16 protein-coding genes and 1 pseudogene are annotated in these 19,457 nt (G+C 69.6%); 9 read left to right on the forward strand and 8 right to left on the reverse strand.

The genetic code is table 11. The features are described 5' to 3' along the window. A pseudogene (locus ACIBLC_RS22365) lies at nucleotides 1–929 on the reverse strand (Fe-S oxidoreductase); the annotation flags it as partial. A gap of 261 nt (nucleotides 930–1,190) precedes the next feature. On the opposite strand from ACIBLC_RS22365, the gene ACIBLC_RS22370 reads away from it, so the two are divergent. From ACIBLC_RS22370 to ACIBLC_RS22390, 5 genes are all read left to right on the forward strand, one after another. Beyond that, nucleotides 1,191–2,342 carry an MraY family glycosyltransferase gene (locus tag ACIBLC_RS22370; RefSeq protein WP_399212860.1) on the forward strand — a complete coding sequence of 384 codons (1,152 nt, stop codon included), beginning with the start codon at nucleotides 1,191–1,193 and terminating at the stop codon, nucleotides 2,340–2,342. 138 nt (nucleotides 2,343–2,480) lie between these two features. After that, the gene (gene dnaK / locus ACIBLC_RS22375; protein WP_399212861.1) at nucleotides 2,481–4,328 is read left to right on the forward strand and encodes a molecular chaperone DnaK; all 1,848 of its coding nucleotides are present in this window, start codon (nucleotides 2,481–2,483) and stop codon (nucleotides 4,326–4,328) included. Continuing rightward, on the forward strand, nucleotides 4,325–4,990 hold the full coding sequence (gene grpE, locus ACIBLC_RS22380) for a nucleotide exchange factor GrpE (RefSeq protein WP_399212863.1): 666 nt from the start codon (nucleotides 4,325–4,327) through the stop codon (nucleotides 4,988–4,990). The genes dnaK and grpE overlap by 4 nt, the downstream gene beginning before the upstream one ends. Before the next feature lie 33 nt (nucleotides 4,991–5,023). Next, nucleotides 5,024–6,211, forward strand: coding sequence for a molecular chaperone DnaJ (gene dnaJ / locus ACIBLC_RS22385; RefSeq protein WP_399212864.1), 1,188 nt, complete (start codon nucleotides 5,024–5,026; stop codon nucleotides 6,209–6,211). Nucleotides 6,212–6,218: 7 nt separating this feature from the next. Further along, nucleotides 6,219–6,671 (forward strand): heat shock protein transcriptional repressor HspR, encoded by a 453-nt coding sequence (locus ACIBLC_RS22390; RefSeq protein WP_399212865.1) that lies wholly within the window; start codon nucleotides 6,219–6,221, stop codon nucleotides 6,669–6,671. 62 nt (nucleotides 6,672–6,733) lie between these two features. On the opposite strand, the gene ACIBLC_RS22395 is transcribed toward ACIBLC_RS22390, so the two are convergent. Both ACIBLC_RS22395 and ACIBLC_RS22400 read right to left on the reverse strand, forming a co-directional pair. Continuing rightward, complete coding sequence (locus ACIBLC_RS22395) at nucleotides 6,734–8,788, reverse strand: PA14 domain-containing protein (RefSeq protein ID WP_399212866.1); 2,055 nt, start codon at nucleotides 8,786–8,788, stop codon at nucleotides 6,734–6,736. Nucleotides 8,789–8,941: 153 nt separating this feature from the next. After that, complete coding sequence (locus ACIBLC_RS22400; RefSeq protein WP_399212868.1) at nucleotides 8,942–10,657, reverse strand: PA14 domain-containing protein; 1,716 nt, start codon at nucleotides 10,655–10,657, stop codon at nucleotides 8,942–8,944. A 289-nt stretch (nucleotides 10,658–10,946) separates the two neighbouring features. On the opposite strand from ACIBLC_RS22400, the gene ACIBLC_RS22405 reads away from it, so the two are divergent. Beyond that, nucleotides 10,947–12,074, forward strand: coding sequence for a sugar ABC transporter substrate-binding protein (locus ACIBLC_RS22405; RefSeq protein ID WP_399212869.1), 1,128 nt, complete (start codon nucleotides 10,947–10,949; stop codon nucleotides 12,072–12,074). Nucleotides 12,075–12,120: 46 nt separating this feature from the next. Here the strand turns inward: ACIBLC_RS22405 and ACIBLC_RS22410 are convergent, their stop codons facing one another. From ACIBLC_RS22410 to ACIBLC_RS22420, 3 genes are read right to left on the reverse strand one after another with little or no spacing between them, the layout of a single operon-like run. Continuing rightward, complete coding sequence (locus ACIBLC_RS22410) at nucleotides 12,121–12,984, reverse strand: transglutaminase N-terminal domain-containing protein (RefSeq protein WP_399212870.1); 864 nt, start codon at nucleotides 12,982–12,984, stop codon at nucleotides 12,121–12,123. Between the two features lie 2 nt (nucleotides 12,985–12,986). Continuing rightward, nucleotides 12,987–13,919 (reverse strand): alpha-E domain-containing protein, encoded by a 933-nt coding sequence (locus ACIBLC_RS22415; protein WP_399212871.1) that lies wholly within the window; start codon nucleotides 13,917–13,919, stop codon nucleotides 12,987–12,989. 37 nt (nucleotides 13,920–13,956) lie between these two features. Continuing rightward, a complete protein-coding gene (locus tag ACIBLC_RS22420; RefSeq protein ID WP_399212874.1) occupies nucleotides 13,957–15,507 on the reverse strand; it encodes a circularly permuted type 2 ATP-grasp protein in 1,551 nt (516 codons plus the stop codon). Between the two features lie 471 nt (nucleotides 15,508–15,978). On the opposite strand from ACIBLC_RS22420, the gene ACIBLC_RS22425 reads away from it, so the two are divergent. Beyond that, nucleotides 15,979–17,055, forward strand: a complete 1,077-nt coding sequence (locus ACIBLC_RS22425; protein ID WP_399212875.1) for a LuxR C-terminal-related transcriptional regulator — start codon at nucleotides 15,979–15,981, stop codon at nucleotides 17,053–17,055. On the opposite strand, the gene ACIBLC_RS22430 is transcribed toward ACIBLC_RS22425, so the two are convergent. Next, nucleotides 16,976–18,022 carry a helix-turn-helix transcriptional regulator gene (locus ACIBLC_RS22430; protein WP_399212876.1) on the reverse strand — a complete coding sequence of 349 codons (1,047 nt, stop codon included), beginning with the start codon at nucleotides 18,020–18,022 and terminating at the stop codon, nucleotides 16,976–16,978. The genes ACIBLC_RS22425 and ACIBLC_RS22430 overlap by 80 nt on opposite strands. Before the next feature lie 155 nt (nucleotides 18,023–18,177). On the opposite strand from ACIBLC_RS22430, the gene ACIBLC_RS22435 reads away from it, so the two are divergent. Both ACIBLC_RS22435 and ACIBLC_RS22440 read left to right on the forward strand, forming a co-directional pair. After that, on the forward strand, nucleotides 18,178–18,360 hold the full coding sequence (locus ACIBLC_RS22435) for a hypothetical protein (RefSeq protein ID WP_399212877.1): 183 nt from the start codon (nucleotides 18,178–18,180) through the stop codon (nucleotides 18,358–18,360). A 3-nt stretch (nucleotides 18,361–18,363) separates the two neighbouring features. Further along, nucleotides 18,364–18,699 carry a hypothetical protein gene (locus ACIBLC_RS22440; RefSeq protein ID WP_399212878.1) on the forward strand — a complete coding sequence of 112 codons (336 nt, stop codon included), beginning with the start codon at nucleotides 18,364–18,366 and terminating at the stop codon, nucleotides 18,697–18,699. Nucleotides 18,700–18,853: 154 nt separating this feature from the next. Here the strand turns inward: ACIBLC_RS22440 and ACIBLC_RS22445 are convergent, their stop codons facing one another. Next, nucleotides 18,854–19,270 carry a pyridoxamine 5'-phosphate oxidase family protein gene (locus tag ACIBLC_RS22445; RefSeq protein ID WP_399212879.1) on the reverse strand — a complete coding sequence of 139 codons (417 nt, stop codon included), beginning with the start codon at nucleotides 19,268–19,270 and terminating at the stop codon, nucleotides 18,854–18,856. Between the last annotated feature and the right edge of the window lie 187 nt (nucleotides 19,271–19,457).

Raw genomic sequence — 19,457 nt, forward strand, 5'->3', positions numbered from 1 at the left:
GACTGGCAGCGCCCGCACTCCGTACACGTGGAAAAATCGAGGAGGCCCTTCCAGGAGAACTGCTCGATCTGGGAGACGCCGAAGACGTCGTCCTCACCCGGGTCGGTGAAGTCGATCGCCTTGCCCGCGGACGTCATCGGGAGCAGCGCGCCCAGCGCGACCCCGCCGCGCGCGTCGCGCTTGAACCAGATGTTGGGGAAGGCCAGGAAACGGTGCCAGGCCACCCCCATGTCCGTCTTCAGCGACACCACGATCATCCAGATGAACGAGGTGCCGATCTTGATCATCGCGGTGAGATAGATCAGGTTCTGCAGCGTGCCGGTGTCGGTGTCGCGGAAGAGTGCGACGACCGGGTAGGAGGCGAAGTACGCGGCCTCGTAGCCGTGCACGCCCACGAGGGCGCCCTCCATGCCGCGCAGCGTCATGATCGCGAGCCCGATGATCAGGATGACGGACTCGACGAAGTAGGCCTGGCCCGTGTTCGATCCGGCGAAGCGGGACTTGCGGCCCGGCTTGTCCGACGTGGAGAGCTGGCGGATGACGATCAGCGTGAGGATGCCGAGGACCGTCATCAGGCCGATGAACTCGACGAACACCTCGTACGGCAGCCAGTGGCCGACGATCGGCAGCACCCAGTCGGCCTGGAAGAGCTGCCCGAAGGCGTTCACCAGAGTCGCGATCAGCGAGAAGAAGCCGATGGCGACGAACCAGTGCGCGATGCCGACGACGCCCCAGCGGTTCATCCGGGTGTGGCCGAGGAACTCCCTGACCACCGTGACGGTGCGCGCGGTCCAGTCGTCGGTTCGGGTGTCCGCGGGGACGTCCTGGCCGAGCCGTACGAACCGGTAGATCTGCGCGATGGCTCTGCTGAACAGCGCCACGCCGACCGCGCTGATGACCAGCGACACAATGATCGCGGCGAGTTGCATTTGGGGGCTCCTCGGGCCTGCGAGGTTGGTTCTTGGGGTGGTCTGGATGTTTCTTGGAACAGATGAACAGATTACTAAGCGGTAACTTAGATGTTGTCCGAGACTACCCACTTCTTGCGCCGCACTGTAGCCAGGGGTGCGGTGATCTGCGTCGCTGAGGGTTGCCTGAGTGTGGTGCCCCACATATCGGCTCTGCGCGGACACGTAAAGCTGATCGTGTTATTCGCACAGTATTGTGACATTTAAGCCTAAATTGACGACGTGTTGTATGGAATCGTCGCCGCCATCGCCGCCCTGCTTCTCACCGCCGTGCTCGCCGCCCTGCTGCGGATGTTCGCCCTGCGTTTCGGGGTGGTCGAGCGGCGGCGCCCGCGCGCGGTTCCGCTGCTTGGCGGCGTGGCGGTCGCCGGGGGAACGGCTCTCGTGGCCGGGGCCGGGGTGTGGACGGAGGTCGCTCCGCTGGGAACGGCGGCCGGGCGGCTGCTGGTGGCCGGGATCGGAGTCGCACTGCTCGGGCTGCTCGCCGACCTGCGCGCCGTGCCGCCCGTGGTCCAGGTGGCCGGGGTGGGACTCGCCGCCGCGCTGACCATGCCGTACGGCGAACTCGGCGTGCTCGGCGGGATGCTGGGCGTCGTCCTGACCGTCGTCGGCACGTTCGCCTTCGTCTCGCTCGACCACGCCGACGGGGTGCTGGGGACCGTCGGGGTCGTCACCGCCTTCGCCCTTGCCGGGTGCGCGGCCGTCGAGGTCATGGACGGGACGGCGGTGCTGCTGAGCGTGCTGGCGGCGGCGCTCGCCGGGTTCCTGATGCAGGGGCGGCCTCCGGCGCGGATCGTGCCGGGGCGCTGCGGGGCGCTGTTCGCCGGGTTCGTGCTGGCCTCGGCGGCAGTGCTTGTGCACGGCGGGCGGGAGACGGGATCCGGAGGCGCCGCGCTGTTCTCGCTGACCGCTGTCGGACTGGCCGATCTCGTTCTCGCGGCCCGGCGGCCGGGTGGGCACCTCGCTCATCGGCTCCGGCGGACCGGGCTGACCCGGCGCGGGGTGACCGTGGTGATCGGCGGTGCCGCCTTCGCCGCGGTGGCGGTGGGGCTGCTCATCGACCTGGGGTGGCTGGGCGCGAACGCCGCGTGGTGGGTGGCGGGAGTGGCCGTGGTGGTGGTGCTCGTGGGGCGTGCGGGTCCGGGCCCCCGTGCTCGCCGTCCCCGTGGGTTCCCGGCGTCCAGGGGTTCCGCTCCGCCCAGGGCCCCGGCCGCCCGTCGTTCCCGTGCGTTCCCGGCTCCCGAGAGTTCCGTTCCGCCCGGGGCCCCGGGCGCCCAGCGGGCCCGCTCTCACCTGTTCCCGGCGTCCAGGGGCTCCGCTCCTTCCGGGCCGCCGGCCGCCCGGAGGCCCGACCTCACGTGTCGGACGACCTGAGTGTCCCCAGGTCAGAGGCAAGATGCGCGTAAGGAGGAGATAAGAGTTGAGCCTCCTCGACTCAGCTCTGTTGACCGAGTGGCGAGAGTCGTGCACACTTGAGCCTGTTCCACTCAAGTCATTGCTGGAGGAATTGAAATGGCACGTGCGGTCGGCATCGACCTGGGCACGACTAACTCCGTCGTCAGCGTTCTGGAGGGCGGCGAGCCCACCGTCATCACCAACGCCGAGGGTGCCAGGACCACGCCGTCCGTCGTCGCCTTCGCGAAGAACGGTGAGGTGCTCGTCGGCGAGGTGGCCAAGCGCCAGGCGGTCACGAACGTGGACCGGACGATCAGGTCCGTGAAGCGTCACATGGGTACGGACTGGAAGATCGAGCTGGACGGGAAGCACTTCAACCCGCAGCAGATGAGCGCCTTCATCCTGCAGAAGCTGAAGCGCGACGCGGAGTCCTACCTCGGCGAGAAGGTCACGGACGCGGTCATCACCGTTCCGGCGTACTTCAACGACTCCGAGCGTCAGGCGACGAAGGAGGCCGGCGAGATCGCGGGTCTCAACGTCCTGCGCATCGTCAACGAGCCGACGGCCGCCGCCCTGGCGTACGGGCTCGACAAGGACGACCAGACGATCCTCGTCTTCGACCTCGGTGGCGGCACCTTCGACGTCTCGCTGCTCGAGATCGGCGACGGCGTCGTCGAGGTGAAGGCCACGAACGGCGACAACCACCTCGGTGGTGACGACTGGGACCAGCGGGTCATGGACTACCTGGTCCAGCAGTTCCGCTCCGGTCACGGCGTGGACCTGGGCAAGGACAAGATGGCCCTCCAGCGCCTCCGCGAGGCCGCCGAGAAGGCCAAGATCGAGCTGTCCTCGTCCACCGAGACCTCGATCAACCTGCCCTACATCACGGCTTCCGCCGAGGGCCCGCTGCACCTGGACGAGAAGCTCACGCGCGCCCAGTTCCAGCAGCTCACCGCTGACCTTCTGGAGCGCTGCAAGACGCCGTTCCACAACGTCATCAAGGACGCCGGGATCAACCTCTCCGAGATCGACCACGTCGTTCTCGTCGGTGGCTCCACCCGTATGCCCGCCGTCGCCGAGCTCGTCAAGGAGCTGACCGGTGGCAACGAGGCCAACAAGGGTGTGAACCCGGACGAGGTCGTCGCCATCGGCGCCGCCCTCCAGGCCGGTGTCCTCAAGGGCGAGGTCAAGGACGTCCTGCTCCTCGACGTCACCCCGCTGTCCCTCGGTATCGAAACCAAGGGCGGCATCATGACCAAGCTCATCGAGCGGAACACGACGATCCCGACCAAGCGGTCCGAGATCTTCACCACCGCCGAGGACAACCAGCCCTCCGTGCAGATCCAGGTCTACCAGGGCGAGCGCGAGATCGCGGCGTACAACAAGAAGCTCGGGATGTTCGAGCTGACCGGTCTGCCGCCGGCCCCGCGCGGCGTCCCGCAGATCGAGGTCGCCTTCGACATCGACGCCAACGGCATCATGCATGTCACGGCCAAGGACCTCGGCACGGGCAAGGAGCAGAAGATGACCGTCACCGGTGGCTCCTCGCTGCCGAAGGACGAGGTCAACCGGATGCGCGAAGAGGCCGAGAAGTACGCGGAGGAGGACCACGCCCGCCGCGAGGCCGCCGAGTCCCGCAACCAGGGCGAGCAGCTCGTCTACCAGACGGAGAAGTTCCTCAAGGACAACGAGGACAAGGTCCCCGGCGACGTCAAGACCGAGGTCGAGGCGTCCGTCGAGGAGCTGAAGGCCGCGCTCAAGGGCGAGGACTCCGCCGAGATCCGCACGGCCACCGAGAAGGTCGCCGCCGTCTCGCAGAAGCTCGGACAGGCCATGTACGCCGATGCCAACGCCGCTCAGGCCGCGGGTGACGCTCCCGGCGCCGAGGCGCCGAGGGCCGACGACGACGTGGTCGACGCGGAGATCGTCGACGAGGACCGTGACCGCAAGGACGGTGCCGCGTGACGGAGGAGACCCCGGGTTTCGACGAGAAGCCTGACGTCCCTTCCGGCGCCACCCCTGACGACGCCGAGCCGAAGGCCGCCCCTGAGGGGGCGGCCCCGGCCGGGGACGAATCAGCAGCACAGGCACAGGCCCAACTGGCCGGTCTGACAGCCCAGCTGGACCAGGTGCGTACGGCGCTCAGTGAGCGCACCGCGGACCTCCAGCGGCTCCAGGCCGAATACCAGAACTACCGCCGCCGGGTCGAGCGCGACCGGATCGCGGTCAAGGAGGTCGCCATCGCGAACCTCCTGACCGAGCTCCTGCCCGTGCTCGACGACATCGGCCGCGCGCGGGACCACGGCGAACTGGTCGGCGGCTTCAAGTCGGTCGGCGAGTCCATGGAGAGTGTCGCGGCGAAGCTGGGGCTGCAGACCTTCGGCAAGGAGGGCGAGCCCTTCGACCCGATGATCCACGAGGCCCTGATGCACTCGTACGCTCCGGACGTCACGGAGACGACGTGCGTGGCGATTCTCCAGCCGGGGTATCGGTTCGGCGAGCGCACCATCCGCCCCGCGCGGGTGGCCGTCGCCGAGCCGCAGCCGGGCGCGCAGGCCGTCAAGTCCGAGGACGCCGCGGCCGAGGCGGCGGACGACAAGGAGAGCGGTGGCCCGGACGAGGGCTGACGTCGCACGCACGAGAGAGGAGGGACGTCGGGGATGAGCACCAAGGACTTCATCGAGAAGGACTACTACAAGGTCCTCGGCGTCCCCAAGGACGCCACCGAGGCCGAGATCAAGAAGGCGTACCGGAAGCTCGCCCGCGAGTTCCACCCGGACGCCAACAAGGGCAACGCCAAGGCGGAGGACCGCTTCAAGGAGATCTCCGAGGCGAACGACATCCTCGGGGACCCCAAGAAGCGCAAGGAGTACGACGAGGCCCGCGCCCTCTTCGGCAACGGCGGCTTCCGTCCGGGCCCCGGCGCGGGCGGCGGCAACTTCAACTTCGACCTGGGTGACCTCTTCGGAGGCGGTGCCCAGGGCGGCGGCGGACCGCAGGGCGGCGGCTTCGGCGGCGGCATCGGTGACGTGTTCGGCGGCCTGTTCAACCGTGGCGGCACGACCACCGGCACCCGTACGCAGCCCCGGCGCGGCCAGGACATCGACACCGAGGTGACGCTCAGCTTCACCGAGGCGGTGGACGGCGCGACGGTCCCGCTGCGGATGACCTCGCAGGCGCCCTGCAAGGCCTGTTCGGGCACCGGCGACGCGAACGGCACGCCCCGCGTGTGCCCGACGTGCGTCGGCACCGGCCAGGTCGCGCGGGGCTCCGGCGGCGGGTTCTCACTCACCGACCCCTGCCCCGACTGCAAGGGCCGCGGTCTGATCGCGGAGACCGCGTGCGAGGTCTGCAGCGGCAGCGGGCGCGCCAAGTCGTCGCGCACGATGCAGGTCCGTATCCCGGCCGGCGTCAGCGACAACCAGCGCATCCGTCTGCGCGGCAAGGGCGCCCCCGGTGAACGGGGCGGCCCGGCGGGCGACCTGTACGTCACCGTCCATGTCGACGCCCACCCGGTCTTCGGCCGCAAGGGCGACAACCTCACCGTCACCGTCCCCGTCACCTTCGCGGAGGCGGCCCTCGGCGGCGAGGTCAAGGTGCCCACGCTGGGCGGACCCGCGGTCACGCTGAAGCTGCCGCCGGGCACGCCCAACGGCCGCACCATGCGCGCCCGCGGCAAGGGCGCGGTCCGCAAGGACGGCACCCGCGGCGACCTGCTGGTCACCGTCGAGGTGACGGTCCCCACGGACATGTCGGACAAGGCTCGTGACGCCCTGGAGGCGTACCGCGAGGCGACCGTGGGCGAGGACCCGCGGGCGGAGCTGTTCCAGGCCGCGAAGGGAGCATGAGGACGCCATGGACGTACCCGGCCGTCGACGCAACCCGTACGAACTGACCGAGGAGACGCCGGTCTACGTCATCTCGGTGGCGGCCCAGCTCTCCGGCCTGCACCCGCAGACCCTGCGTCAGTACGACCGCCTCGGCCTCGTCTCCCCGGACCGCACCGCGGGCCGGGGCCGCCGCTACTCCGCGCGCGACATCGAACTGCTGCGCGCCGTCCAGCAGTTGTCGCAGGACGAGGGCATCAACCTCGCCGGCATCAAACGCATCATCGAGCTGGAGAACCAGGTCGCCGCGCTCCAGCAGCGCGTCGGCGAACTCCAGTCGGCGGTGGACGGCGCGGCAGCCGCGATGCAGCAGCGCGAGGCGGCAGTCCACGCCTCGTACCGCCGCGACCTGGTCCCCTACCAGGAGGTCCAGCAGACGAGCGCGCTGGTGGTGTGGCGGCCGAAGCGGCAGCCGGAGTAACCGAGCGCGTGAAGGGGCCGGGAGGTGTTCGACCTCCCGGCCCCTTCGGCGTGCGCCGGGCCCTACTCGGCCCGGGGTGCCAGGGCCGCCCAGGCGTCGCCGGGAGCGGATTCGGTGCCGTCGGCGTGCAGGGCGGTCACCCAGTAGAAGTGGGTGGTGCCGGCGGCTGCCGTGCTGTCGGTGTACGAGAGGCCGGTGACCGGCTCGGCGGTCAGCGGCTCGTACGCGGCGGTCGACGGGTTCCACCGGTACACGCGGTACCCGGTGATGTCCGTCCCGTAGTACGAGCTGGACAGTTTCCAGTCGAGCAGCACGGTGCCGGCGGCGGAATCGGCCTCGGCGTCGACGGTGACCAGCCAGTCGGCCGGCGTCTCCACGGTGGGCCGCAGGTCGTACTCGGTGACGGTGGTGGACACCACGTCGTCGGCCGACGTGTAGTTGGAGTTGCCCGAGGTGTCCACGGCGTCCACGAAGTACGTGTGGGTCTCGCCGTCCTGGAGGTTCGCCGAGTCGACGAGCCGGCTGCTTCCCGCCCCGACCCGGCCCACGTACGTGGTGCCGGTGCCGTCGTCCACCGTGCTGAGCCGGAAGACGTTGTACTCGGCGAGATCGGCCGCCGGACTGTCGTCCCAGTCCAGGACCGTGCCGTACTCGGTGGCGGTGGCCGTGAACCCGGTGACGAGCGGCGGAGCGGTGGCGTCGCCGTAGGAGAACTGGTGGACGCCCGACGGCGCCGACTCGCGCCCGAGGGCGTCGACGCTGGTCACCCAGTACACGTAGAACCCGTCGTGCGGGCTCGGCACGACCGTGGTGTCCGTGCAGGCGTAGGCGTGGCGGGTGCCGTAGGCGGTGTCGGTGAGCTTCGGGGCGCAGGGCACCACCTGGGAGTCGACGACGGCGAACGTGCCCGTCGCGGCGTCGAAGCGCCGCTCCTCGCGGTGCACCCGGAACTCCGTCGGCGAGTGCGGCGAAACCCACCAGGACAGGTCTACGCCGCCGCCGTCCTCCGGGCGGTTCTTACCGCCGAGGAAGTACGGCACGGCGAGCGGCCGGGCGTTGGACACCACGGAGGAATACCCGGTGTTGCCCGCCGCGTCGGTCGCCGCGACCTTGTAGTACGAGGTCTCCCCGTACGGGGCTGTCTCATCGGTCGCCGAGTTGCTCAGGTTCTTCGCGGCCACCGTGAACGGGCCGCCCGGCGCACCGGACCTCAGCAGCTCGTACGTCAGCGATCCCTCGGGGGACATCCACCAGAGGCTCACCCCGTCCAGGGAGGAGTTCCCGAGGACGGTCAGATCGGTGACGGTCGGCGCCACCTTGTCCACCGTGGTGACCGCCTGGTCGGCGGTGCCGGCGGACTCGTTGCCCGCCTTGTCGTACGCGCGGACCTCGTAGAGGAAGGTCGCCCCCGCCTTGGGCAGCGTGCTGTCGGTGTACGAGGTGGCGGTGGTCGTCGCCAGCGGCCTGGTCCCGAAGGTGCTGCCCCGCGGGCGGCGGTAGACGCGGTAGCCGGCGACGTCCATCTCCTGGTTCCTCGACCAGGTGAGCTTGGCCTTGCCGGTGGCCTTGTCGTACGTCGTCGTGCTGCCGCCGGGGGTGAGCGGCTTGACCTTGTCCACGGCGGCAGTGGTCCGCGGCGCGTACGTGAGCTTGACCTTGGCGGAGCCGGTCCAGTTGACGTAGTCGATCCGCAGGGTGTGGGTGCCCTTGGGGATCGTGAGGTTCAGGCTCTTCGAACGTGAACCCGTCGTGTTGGACCAGAGGTCGATCTTGCGGCCGCTGTCCAGATAGACGCGGATCCCGTCCGTACCGGAGGCGGCGATGGTGAAGGGGCCTCCGGACCCGAAGTTCCGGGTGACGGACCAGCGGACGCCGAAGTTGTCCTTCGGCAGGCCGGTGACGGGGGCGCCGCTCCAGCTCTGGTCGACGGCCGAGTCGCAGTCCGTCTTCTTCGGCGACCCGGAGAAGGCGGTGTTCGCGAAGAACTGCCGCTTGTAGACCGGTGATGCGCAACTCGTCGCCGCGCTGGCGGAGTTGGCGGCCACGAGCAGGCCGGCCGCGCTGATGAACACGACGCTGCAGGCGACCGCGGCCGTCGTGGGTCTCGCTGGGTTCATGCGTTCCTTCGCTCCTGGTCAAGCCCTGATCGTCGGCGGCACGGGAGCCGCCGACGATCAGGACTCGCGAGGAGGGAACTTGGTTGTACGGGGCGGGCACGTAGAGGGGGCCGGGAGGTTGATCGCCGCCCGGGCCCTTCGGTGTCGCTCGGGTCACCGCGCGGGTGCGGTGGCCGTCCAGTCGCCCGCCGGCACCGACTCGGTGCCGTCCCCGGCCAGGCTGGTCACCCAGTAGAAGGACGTGGTGCCGAGCTGGGCGCCGGTGTCGAAGTAGTAGGTGACACCGCTGCCGAGGTCGGCGATCCTCTCGTACGTCCCGGTGGCGGGGTTCCAGCGGTAGACGCGGTAGCCGGTCGTCTCCTGGGAACCGGAGCTCCAGTTCCATTCGAGGTGGTTCCCGTCGCCGCCGTCCGCGGCCGACGCGTCCAGCTCCAGCGGGGAGCCCTCCGGAGTCGCGACGCTCGGCGTCACATCGAGTTCCGTCGACACCACGATGTTGGCCTCGCCGGTCCACTTCCAGCTGGAGAGCCAGTTGTCGTCGTACGCGTCGATGAAGAAGCAGGCCTCCTCGCCGTCGGGCAGGGTCGCGTACTCGTACGAGGTGGTGTCGGCGAACAGCCACTCCACCTCGTGCACGGAGCAGACCTTCTCCTCCTCGTCGCCCACGAGTTCACCCCGGTAGACGAGGTACCGCCCGAGGTCGGGCGCCGGGTTCGGGTCCCAGGCCAGCGAGAAGCCGTACTCGGTCGGTGTGGCCGTCAGCCCGGTCACCGCGGGCGGCGGAGTGCTGTCCCGGTATGTGGCCTCGACGGTGGCGGAGCGGGCGGACTCGTTGCCCGCCGCGTCGCGGGCGGTCACCTGGTAGGTGTAGGTGCTCTGTTCCACCGCCGAGGTGTCCAGGTACGAGGCCGTGTTCGCGTCCCCGATCCTGACGTACGCGTTGCTCCCGCTCGGCGCCCGGTACACCCGGTACGACGCCGCTCCGCCGACCGCGGTCCACTTGAGCCGGAGTCCGTCCTCCACGGCGTGGGCCTCCAGCCCGGTGGCCGCCGCGGGCGCCGTCCGGTCGGCGGTGGTGACGGACCTGTCCGCCGTGCCCGCCGACTCGTTGCCGGCCTTGTCGTAGGCGCGGGCCTCGTAGGAGTACACATCCCCCGTCGTGGGGAGCGTGGTGTCCGTGTACGAGGTGGACGTCGTGGTCGCGAGCGGCTTGGTGGGGAACTCCGCCCCCTTGAGGCGGCGGTAGACGCGGTAGCCCGCGAGGTCCATCTCCTTGTTCCTGGACCAGGTGAGCTTCGCCCTGCCGGTGGCTGTGTCGTACGTGACCGCGGTGCCCGTCGGGGTGAGGGGCGTGACCTTGTCGACGGCGGCCGTGGTGCGGGGGGTGTAGGCGAACTTGACGTTCGCGCTGCCGGTCCAGTTCACGTAGTCCACCCGCAGGGTGTGCTTCCCGGCGGGGACGGTGACATTGACGGTCTTCTTCACCGTCGAGGACACGTTCTTCCAGATGTCGACCTTGCGGGTGCCGTCCACGTACACCCGGATGCCGTCCTGCGCGGCGACGGGCAGGGCGAAGGGGCCGCCGGAGCCGAAGTCGCGTGTCACCGACCAGCGGACGCCGAAGTTGTCGGACGGCAGACCCGAAGCGGGCGCGCCGCTGCCCCAGTTCTGGTCGACAGCCGTATCGCAGTCCGTTTTCTTCGGTGTACCCGAGAAAGTGGTGTTCGCGAAGAACTGCCGCTTATAGACGGGTGAGGCGCAGGTGGTCGCGGCGGAGGCCGGAGCGGCGGTCGCGGCGAGCAGGCCGCCGGTGGTGGCGGTCGCCAGCGTCATGGCGAGCGCCGTTCCGCCGCGTCTGACTGGTCTCATGCTTCCCCTGTCACGTGAGGTGGTGTTTTCGGCCACCACCAAGACGCCCGAGCGGGGCGATGGGTTGTACGCGCGCGCACCGAGAACCCTGTGAAAAGAGTGAAACGTGTAAATCACTGAGGTTCGGTGGAAGTGGGCACGCACCCCCTTTCCATCGTGTTCACTTGGGGAACACAGAACGCTGTTGCCATCTCGTTAAGTGGTTAGTCCTTGACGCTCGGGTCATCGCCGCGTTGGCTTTCAGCCACCTGGGTCGCAATGCTGCAACCTCGCCCGGAAGGCACCTGATGTGAACACTCGTAACACCCGTCGGCGGCGGACCGTCATAGCCCTGTCCTGCTCCGCGATGGCCGTCTCGCTCGTCGGCTGCGGTGTCGTGGACGGAATCGGTGGCAGCGAAACCAAGGCCAGCCCCACCAAGGGCGACGACATCAAGGTGGGTCTGCTCCTCCCGGAGACGGAGAACACGCGTTACGAGAAGTTCGACTACCCCATCATCAAGTCGGAGGTGGCGAAGCTCACCGGCAACAAGGGATCGGTGGTCTACGCCAACGCCGGGGCGGACGCGAAGAAGCAGGCCGCCCAGCTCCAGGAGATGGTGGACGAGAAGGTCGACGTGCTCCTCGTGGACGCCGTGGACTCCAAGGCCATCGCGTCCGGCGTGCAGGCGGCCAAGGACGCGGGCATCCCCGTCATCGCCTACGACAGGCTGGCCGAGGGCCCGATCGACGCCTACGTCTCCTTCGACAACGAACTCGTCGGCGAGGTGCAGGGCAAGGCACTCGTCGGTGAGCTGGGCAGTGGCGCCGCCAGCAAGAAGATCATCATGATGAACGGCTCGCTGACCGACCCGAACGCGGCGCAGTTCAAGTCGGGCGCCATGGTCGAGCTCCAGGACAAGGTCAACATCGCCAAGACGTACGACACCAAGAACTGGGACCCGGTCGAGGCCAAGAAGAACATGGAGAAGGCCGTCGCGGCTGTCGGCCTCGACAACATCGCGGGCGTGTACGCCGCCAACGACGGCATCGCGGGCGCGGTCATCGACGTCATGAAGACCATGGGCGTCAACACCGTGCCGCCGGTCACCGGGCAGGACGCGGAGCTCGCCGCGGTGCAGCGCATCGTCAAGGGCGACCAGTTCATGAGCGTCTACAAGTCCTACCCCCAGGAGGCCAGCGTCGCCGCCGAGATGGCGGTGTCGCGGGTCCAGGGCCGCACGATCGAGTTCGACGCCCTGGCGAGCGACAAGGTCGACAGCCCCACCCAGAAGAACGTCCTGGCCGCGCTCGTCCCGGTGGTCGCCCTCACCCAGGAGAACATCAAGGACACGGTCATCCAGGACGGCATCTACAAGATCAAGGAAATCTGCACGGCCGACTACCAGTCCGCGTGCAACGCGCTCGATCTGAAGTAGCGAGCAGGGCCCCGCGGCCGGCAGCGGTCCGTCGCGGTTCGTGGGCTCAGGCCACCCGGGTGAACTCCACCGTCACCTCGGGCGGCCCGCCCGCGACCCCGCGGTAGACCCCCTTGTGCGGCGTCACGTCGTCGTAGTCGCGTCCCCGGCCCACCACCACGTGGGACTCGGCGGCGCGGGTGCTGTTGGTGGGGTCGTAGCCGTTCCAGTCGCCGGCCCAGTACTCGATCCAGGCGTGGCTCTGGCCCGCGACGGGTCGGTGGAGTTCGGCGTCCGGCTCGGGGTGCAGATAGCCGGAGACATAGCGGGTGGGCAGGCCGAGGCCGCGCAGCAGGGCGGCCGTCAGGTGGGTGATGTCCTGGCAGACGCCCGCGCCCTGTTCCCAGGCCTCCATGGCGCCGGTGTTCACCCCCGTGGCGCCGGGGATGTACGAGACCTGCCCGGTGACCAGGGACGAGACGGCAACGGCGGTCTCGTGCGGGTCCAGCCCCGCGGCGGCCGCGCGGGCCCGCTCCACCAGCTTCGCCGACACGGTCGTCCGGCCGGTCGGCGCCGCGAACTCCAACAGGCGTGACCCGGAGGTGAGTTCGGCGATCTCCGACCAGGCGGGGGCGGCGCTCGGCGGCCCCGGCGGTGCCGTCTCCACCAGGCTCGACGCCGTGATGGTCAGATCCGCGTGCGGTTCCATCAGGTCGAAGCCGGTGACCTGGGTGCCCCAGTAGTCCCAGTACGACCAGGTCGGGGTGGTGGGGTTCACCGTCACCCGGGCGTCCAGGGTGGTCTGGCCGGGGAGCGTCAGCGGGGTCATCCGGACCTCGTTGTGCGAGGAGACCGCGGCCTGTGTGTATGAGACACGGGTGGTGTGCCGGATCCGGAGCCGACGGGTCGCCGTGTTCGTGTTCCCGGTCATGGTCATGCTCCTGCCTGGGCCCACTCGACGGGCCCCTGGTTCGGGAAGAACTTCTCCGCGACCGCCTCCGCCGAGGCCGTACACGCCTGCTGCAAGTCCCTCAGGAGAAGCGGGAGTTGCTCCTCCAGCGCGGACAGGTCCAGATACTCCAGCCGGGTCCGCATCCGCCCTATCGGCCGGCGCGCCGGGTCCTGTCTCGGGCGCCCCAGCGCCGCCAGGCACTCCTCCGCGGTGGTCAGCGCGTGCAGCGCCGAGCGCGGGAAGTCCCGGTCCGTGAGGAGGAATTCGGCCACTCTCGGGGTGTCGCCGAAACCGCCGTAGACCCGGGCATACGCCTCGTCGGCGCCGCTCGCGCTGAGCAGTGTCGGCCAGTCGGGAGCGTGCGCGGCGTCCAGCACCCGCACCGACAGCAGCCGTACGGTCATGTCGACCCGCTCGAGGCTCCGTCCGAGGACCACGAACCGCCAGCTGTCGTCCCGGCTCATCGTCGAGTCGGCGAGCCCGAAGAAGAGAGCGGCCCGGCGGCGTACGAGCTCCAGATAGCCGTACGGGCCCGTCCGCCGGGAGGCCAGCCGCTGGTCGGCGAGCGCGTGCCAGGTGGAGTTGAGGCACTCCCACATCTCGGAGGAGACCGCCTCGCGGGCGCTGCGCGCGTTCAGCCGGGCGGCGCCGATCGCGCCCTCGATGGCGCAGGTGGAGCGGGCGTCGAAGGCGAGCTGGTCCAACACCTGCTGCATGTCGACGCGTTCGCCGCCCGCGTCGACGCCGAGGATCGCGTACAGCGACCGGCAGGCCACGTCCTCGTCGCGCCAGGGGTCCTCCAGGAGCCGGTGCAGATAGGCGTCGAGGATGCGGCCGGTGGCGTCCGCCCGCTCCACGTACCGGCCGGTCCAGATCAGGGCTTCGGCTATCCGGGAGAGGATCACGTCGTTCACGGTCGTACCTCCTGGGCCTGAGGAACCGGAGAAGCGGTCACTGCTGCTGGGCCCCTTCCTGTTCGGCGGCGCGGTCGCCGTCGGGGCCGAACTGGCGGGGGACGACGTCCAGGGCGGCGACGGTGCCGGCGGCGAGCGGGGCCGGCTGCTCGGTGGGCCCCTCGGCCAGCACCCAGGTGTCCTTGGAGCCGCCGCCCTGGCTGGAGTTGACGATGAGGTTGCCCTCCTGGAGCGCGACCCGGGTGAGCCCGCCGGGCAGCACCCACACATCGCTGCCGTCGTTGACGGCGAACGGGCGCAGGTCGATGTGGCGCGGTGCCATCCGTTCACCCGCGAGGGTGGGGGAGGTGGACAGGGCGACCGGCCGCTGGGCGATCCAGCCGCGCGGATCGGCGGCGACGGCCGCGCGCGTGCGCTCCAGGGTCTCCCGGTCGGCCTTCGGGCCGATGACGATGCCCATGCCGCCTGCGCCGTCCACGGGCTTGATGACCAGTTGGCCGATCTGGTCGAGGACTGCCTCCAACTGGCCCGGCTCGTCGGGCCGGAAGGACTCGACGTTGGGGAGAACCGGCTCCTCGGAGAGGTAGTAACGGATCAGGTCGGGGACGTACGTGTAGAGCAGCTTGTCGTCGGCGATGCCGTTGCCGACGGCGTTCGCGAGGGTCACCGTGCCCGCCTGCGCGGCGTTCATGATCCCCGGGCAGCCGATCACCGAGTCGGGCCGGAACTGGAGCGGATCGAGGAAGCCGTCGTCGAGCCGCCGGTATACGACATGGACGGGCACCTCGCCGCGGGTGGTCCGCATCCACACCCGGTTGCCGCGGCAGACCAGGTCGTGGCCCTCGACCAGCTGCACGCCCATCAGCCGTGCCAGCAGGGCGTGTTCGAAGTAGGCGGCGTTGCTGGGGCCGGGGGTGAGGACGACGACCCGGGGGTCGGTCACCCCGTCGGGGGCGGACGCCCGCAGCGCGGCCAGCAGCTTCTGCGCGTACCCGTCCACCGGCACCACGTGCTGCTCGGCGAACAGTGAGGGGAAGATCCGCGTCATCGCGCGGCGGTTCTCGATGACGTACGAGACGCCGGACGGTACACGGACGTTGTCCTCCAGCACCCGGAACTCGCCCGCCTCGTCCCGTACGAGGTCGATCCCGGCGACGTGAATCCGTACCCCGCCCGGTGGCTCGATTCCGTGCGCGGCGCGGTGGAAATGCGGGGAGTTGAGCAACAGCCGCCACGGCACCACCCCGTCCTCGAAGGCGCGGCAGGGGCCGTAGGCGTCACCGAGATAGGCCTCCAGAGCCTTCACCCGCTGGGCGACTCCGCGCTGGATGAGGTCCCATTCGAGTGCGTCGAGGATGCGCGGCACGAGGTCGAGCGGCCAGGGCCGCTCCTCGCCCGCGAAGGCGTAGGTGACTCCCCGGTCGGTGAACGCCCGCGCCATCTGGTCGGCCCTGAAGCGCAGTTCAGTCGGCTCGATCGGCTGCAGCGCGGCCAGCACCGGCTCGTAGGCGGTCCTGACCTCACCCGGCCGCACAAACATCTCGTCCCACGCGTCGGCCAACGCGTACGCGTCAAATATGTCCGCCATGGACTGACGTTAAGTGTGGTACGTAACACACTGATCACTCGGTGGTTTCGGGCAGCTCACGTGGTGTGTCGCCGTTCTCCGGCCGGGTTTTCGGCGGGTGCCGCGGGCCCTGCGGCACCGGGGGAATCCGGCCAGGGCCGCCATCGCGCCCGTGGGGGGCGGCTCCACGATGTACCCGATGAACGGGCCGTCGCCTTCAGCTTGTTGCAAAGACCGGCGCGGAGGTGAGGATATATGCGGACACATGTGGGCGATAGGGCGTGGCGCGACGGCGCAGCCGTGTTGCGATGGCGGACCGGGCCGCGCATAGTGGCGCTGCGGAAGCGCGGAGGCGCGGAACACGCGGGCGTTGTGGAAGTCGCCGAAAACGGGGAATACGCGGACACGTGGAGATCGGACGCGTGAAGGCGCTGGAGCCGTCGGCAGGACAGGCCGGGCGGGAGCGGGAGATGGCCGGGCAGGAGTGGGGAGATGGCCGGGCAAGGGACGGACAGGCATCCGCACGGCGCTGACCAGCTGTGCGTGGCGGGAGACCGGGTGTACTCCCGGGCCGTACGGCGCGGCCGTGTGCCCCGCGAGGACGCGGAGTCGGTGCCCTGCCTGCTGGAACTGGCCCTGCTGCACCCCGACCCCGACGACATGGCGTGGCTGGTGCCGACCTCGCCGCAGGAGGTCATGACCCGCCTGCTGCGCGGGGTGTACGCGGAGGTCAGCGCGAGCCAGGCGCGGGTGGGCGAGGCGGTGTCCGCGTTCGAGTGGTACGCCGGTCTCGGCGGGCGCGTCCAGGCACCGCCGGAGGGCGCGGCGATCCGCGTGCTGGACGGACTGCCCCGGATCCGGGCCGCCATGGACTCGGCGACCGAGGCCTGCACGTCCGAGGTGCTCACCGTGCAGCCGGGCGGCATCCGCCGCGAGGACGAACTCTCCGAGGGCCTGCACCGGGCGCTGGGCCTGCGCCGCCGCGGCGTCCGTATGCGCGACCTCTACACCCATGTGGCCCGGCACGGCCAGGGCCTGTTGAACTACATGGAGCTGATGGGCGAGGCGGCCGAGGCCCGCACGCTCGACGAGGTCGTGGAGCGGCTCATCCTCTTCGACCGCACGGTCGCCTTCATCCCCGCGAACACGGACCGCACGATAGCGCTGGAGCTGCGCCACCCGGCCCTGGTCGACTACCTGGTGACCGTCTTCGAGCGTCTGTGGCGCCTCGCGATCCCGCTCGCCTCCCAGCTCCCCTCGACGGGCATCGAGGGCATCACCTACCGGGAGCGGTCGATCGCGGCGCTGCTGGCCGAGGGGCACCAGGACGCGGTGGTCGCCGAGCGGCTGGGGATCAGTGTGCGCACCTGCCGGGCGCACATCGCCCGGCTCTCGGAGACCCTGGGGGCGGCGAGCCGCACCCAGCTGGGCGTCCGCATCGCCCAGGCGGGCCTGGAGGACACGCCGCGCGCTCCGGAGCCGGCGGCGGTCACGGTTCCTGACGTGTCCGGTCCGGCGGGGGTGTCTGATCCGGCCGGGGTGCCGGGCCCGGCTGGTCCTCCTGCTTGAGCATTCCCGACCGGGCGATGAGGAAGCCGAGCTGTGCCCGGCTGCCGCTGCCGAGAGCCGTGGCCAGCTTGGCTATGTGGGCGCGGCAGGTGCGGACGTTCATGCCGAGCCGGCGGGCTATGGCCTCGTCGACATGGCCCTCGATCAGGAGCTTCGCGATGGAGTGCTGGATGTCGGTGATGCCGTCGGGGGCGGTCTCGTAGGGGGCGCCCGCGTTCAGCGGGACCGCGCGGCCCCACATGAACTCGAAGACCTTGACCAGGTAGCGGACGAGGCCGGGGTGCCGCAGTTCCAGGGCGACCTGCCGGTCGTCGCGGGTCGGGATGAAGGCGACGGTCTCGTCGCAGATGATCAGCCGCTCGACCAGTTCGTCGATGGTGCGGTACTCCACCTTGCCGTTGGAGAACTGGTCCACGTAGGCCTGCGTCTCGGGGCTGTAGCGGGCCGTGTGCTGGTAGAGGGTCCGGATGCTCACGCCGCGTTCGGTCAACGGCCTGTCGCGCTCCAGCCCCTGGATGAGGGTGTGCTCGAGCCGGCGGCCGCTCGGCTGGACCGTCAGCATCTCGTTCTGGCACTGGGCCGTGGCCAGGTCGAGTGCCCCGTTGATCCGGTCGAAGCCTTCGAGGACCGTGATCGAGTGCGTACTCGCCGTCGCCTGGGCACTCAAGGTCATGAACGGCTCGAAAGCATCGGCCAGTTCGATCGACATCCGCCGGCGCTCTGTGATTTCGCTTTCCAGGGGGTTGATCCGCTGGGCCAGAGCGACCGACGGGGGCACCGGACGCAGCCAGTTCGCGTCGTCGGGATCGGGATGGAGAAGGGCGAACTCCATCAAGCAAGGAACGGCCTCGACGTCCGCGCGAGCGATGCGTCCTGTGCGGAGAGCGTCCGCGTAAAGGCGGCCACCTTCCTGGCACAGTTCGGTCACCGCATGGGGATGTGTCCCATTAGTTCTGTTCGTTGCCAAATCTCCACCCCCCAGGGTCCTGAACGTGCAGGAACATGATGCATCGATTGTGTGGCCACCACGTGCCTGAATGAGCCATCGTCTAACTCGACGGGGGAAGAGGAGACCTTCAAGTGAGGACGAAGCCGATTATGCGTAGGAAAATGCTTCGGTCGATGCTTGTCGCCGCCTTCTCCGCCGTCGTGGCCATCGGAGCGCTGAGTGGCCTCGCCGGTGCGAAGAGCGACGGCCAGGGGGACAGCACCTGGGGTGCCTCGGTGGTGGCGACCACAGACCAGAGTGACGGAGCGTTGGGTCCGGTGTCTCCGGACGTCGCAGATGACAGCACCTGGGGCTGACTTATGACGACTCCTCCTGATGACCGCTCCTTCCGCAGAGAAATGGCCACCGCCTACCGCTCCGGATGGCACTTCATCGATCTGGTCACCGCTATCCCCCACAGTGGTGACTCGTTGATGGTGACGGTATTCGGAGAGCCGGTCGTCGTCACGCGCGACGACGACGAGGATCTGCGGGCGTACCGGTGTCTGCGGCGGCCTCGGGGGGCGCCGCAGCCAGTACGGTGCGCCATCCGGTACGGAATGATCTTTGTGAACCTCGATCAGCGTGACCATCAGCTGGACGAGCCGGAGGCCCCGGAAGTACAGACCATCTCAGCCACCCCCCGCAGTGCCTGACGCGATTCCCCCGTCGTAGTAAATCGCGCAGGTACTTCCCCCCGCAGCGGCGTCACCGTGACCTGAACACGGTGACGCCGCTGCAGTTTTCGGCGAAAGATCCAGGTATCCGCCGATCGGTCCACCCGGTCGTGCGTCGCCATATGGGCCGGAATCAGCCGTGCCCCAGTGCCGAGGTCAGTTCGATCTCGATCACCACCCGGGAGGGGTTGGGGGACGGCACCCGCCCGTACCGCTCCGTGTACCGCTGCTCCGCCTCCGCGATGCGCCCGGGCTCGGCGGACACCGTGGCCCGCCCCTCCAGGGTCGCCCAGCGGCGTCCGTCGACCTGACAGGCGGCCACCCGCACCCCGTCGGGGCCCGCCGCCCGCACGTACCCCACCTTCGCGCTGGACTTGTTCGCGATCACCCGAGCCAGACCGGCCTCGGGATCGTATGTAACACCGACGGGCACCACGTGCGGGCTTCCGTCGGGGCGCAGGGTCGTCAGCGTGCACAGGTGCCGCTCCCGCCAGAAGCCGAGATAGGCGGCGTCCGGCCGTCGCGGGTCCACTGGAGGTGAGGGAGCCATGGAGCCGAATCTACTTCCCCTCGATCACCGGGGCCCGCATCCGTCCCCGCATGCGTCCCCGCGTCCGTTCCGGCATCCGTTTCCGGATCCGTCCCCCGCATCCGTCCCCGCTCCAGCCTTGAGTGGAATAGACTCAACTTTGTGCCCGTTGGCACACTCAGCATGGGGATGGCGGCCGACCAGCCCA

The organism is Streptomyces sp. NPDC050535 (genome assembly GCF_044457665.1).
In the GTDB taxonomy this organism is placed as follows: Bacteria; Actinomycetota; Actinomycetes; order Streptomycetales; family Streptomycetaceae; genus Streptomyces.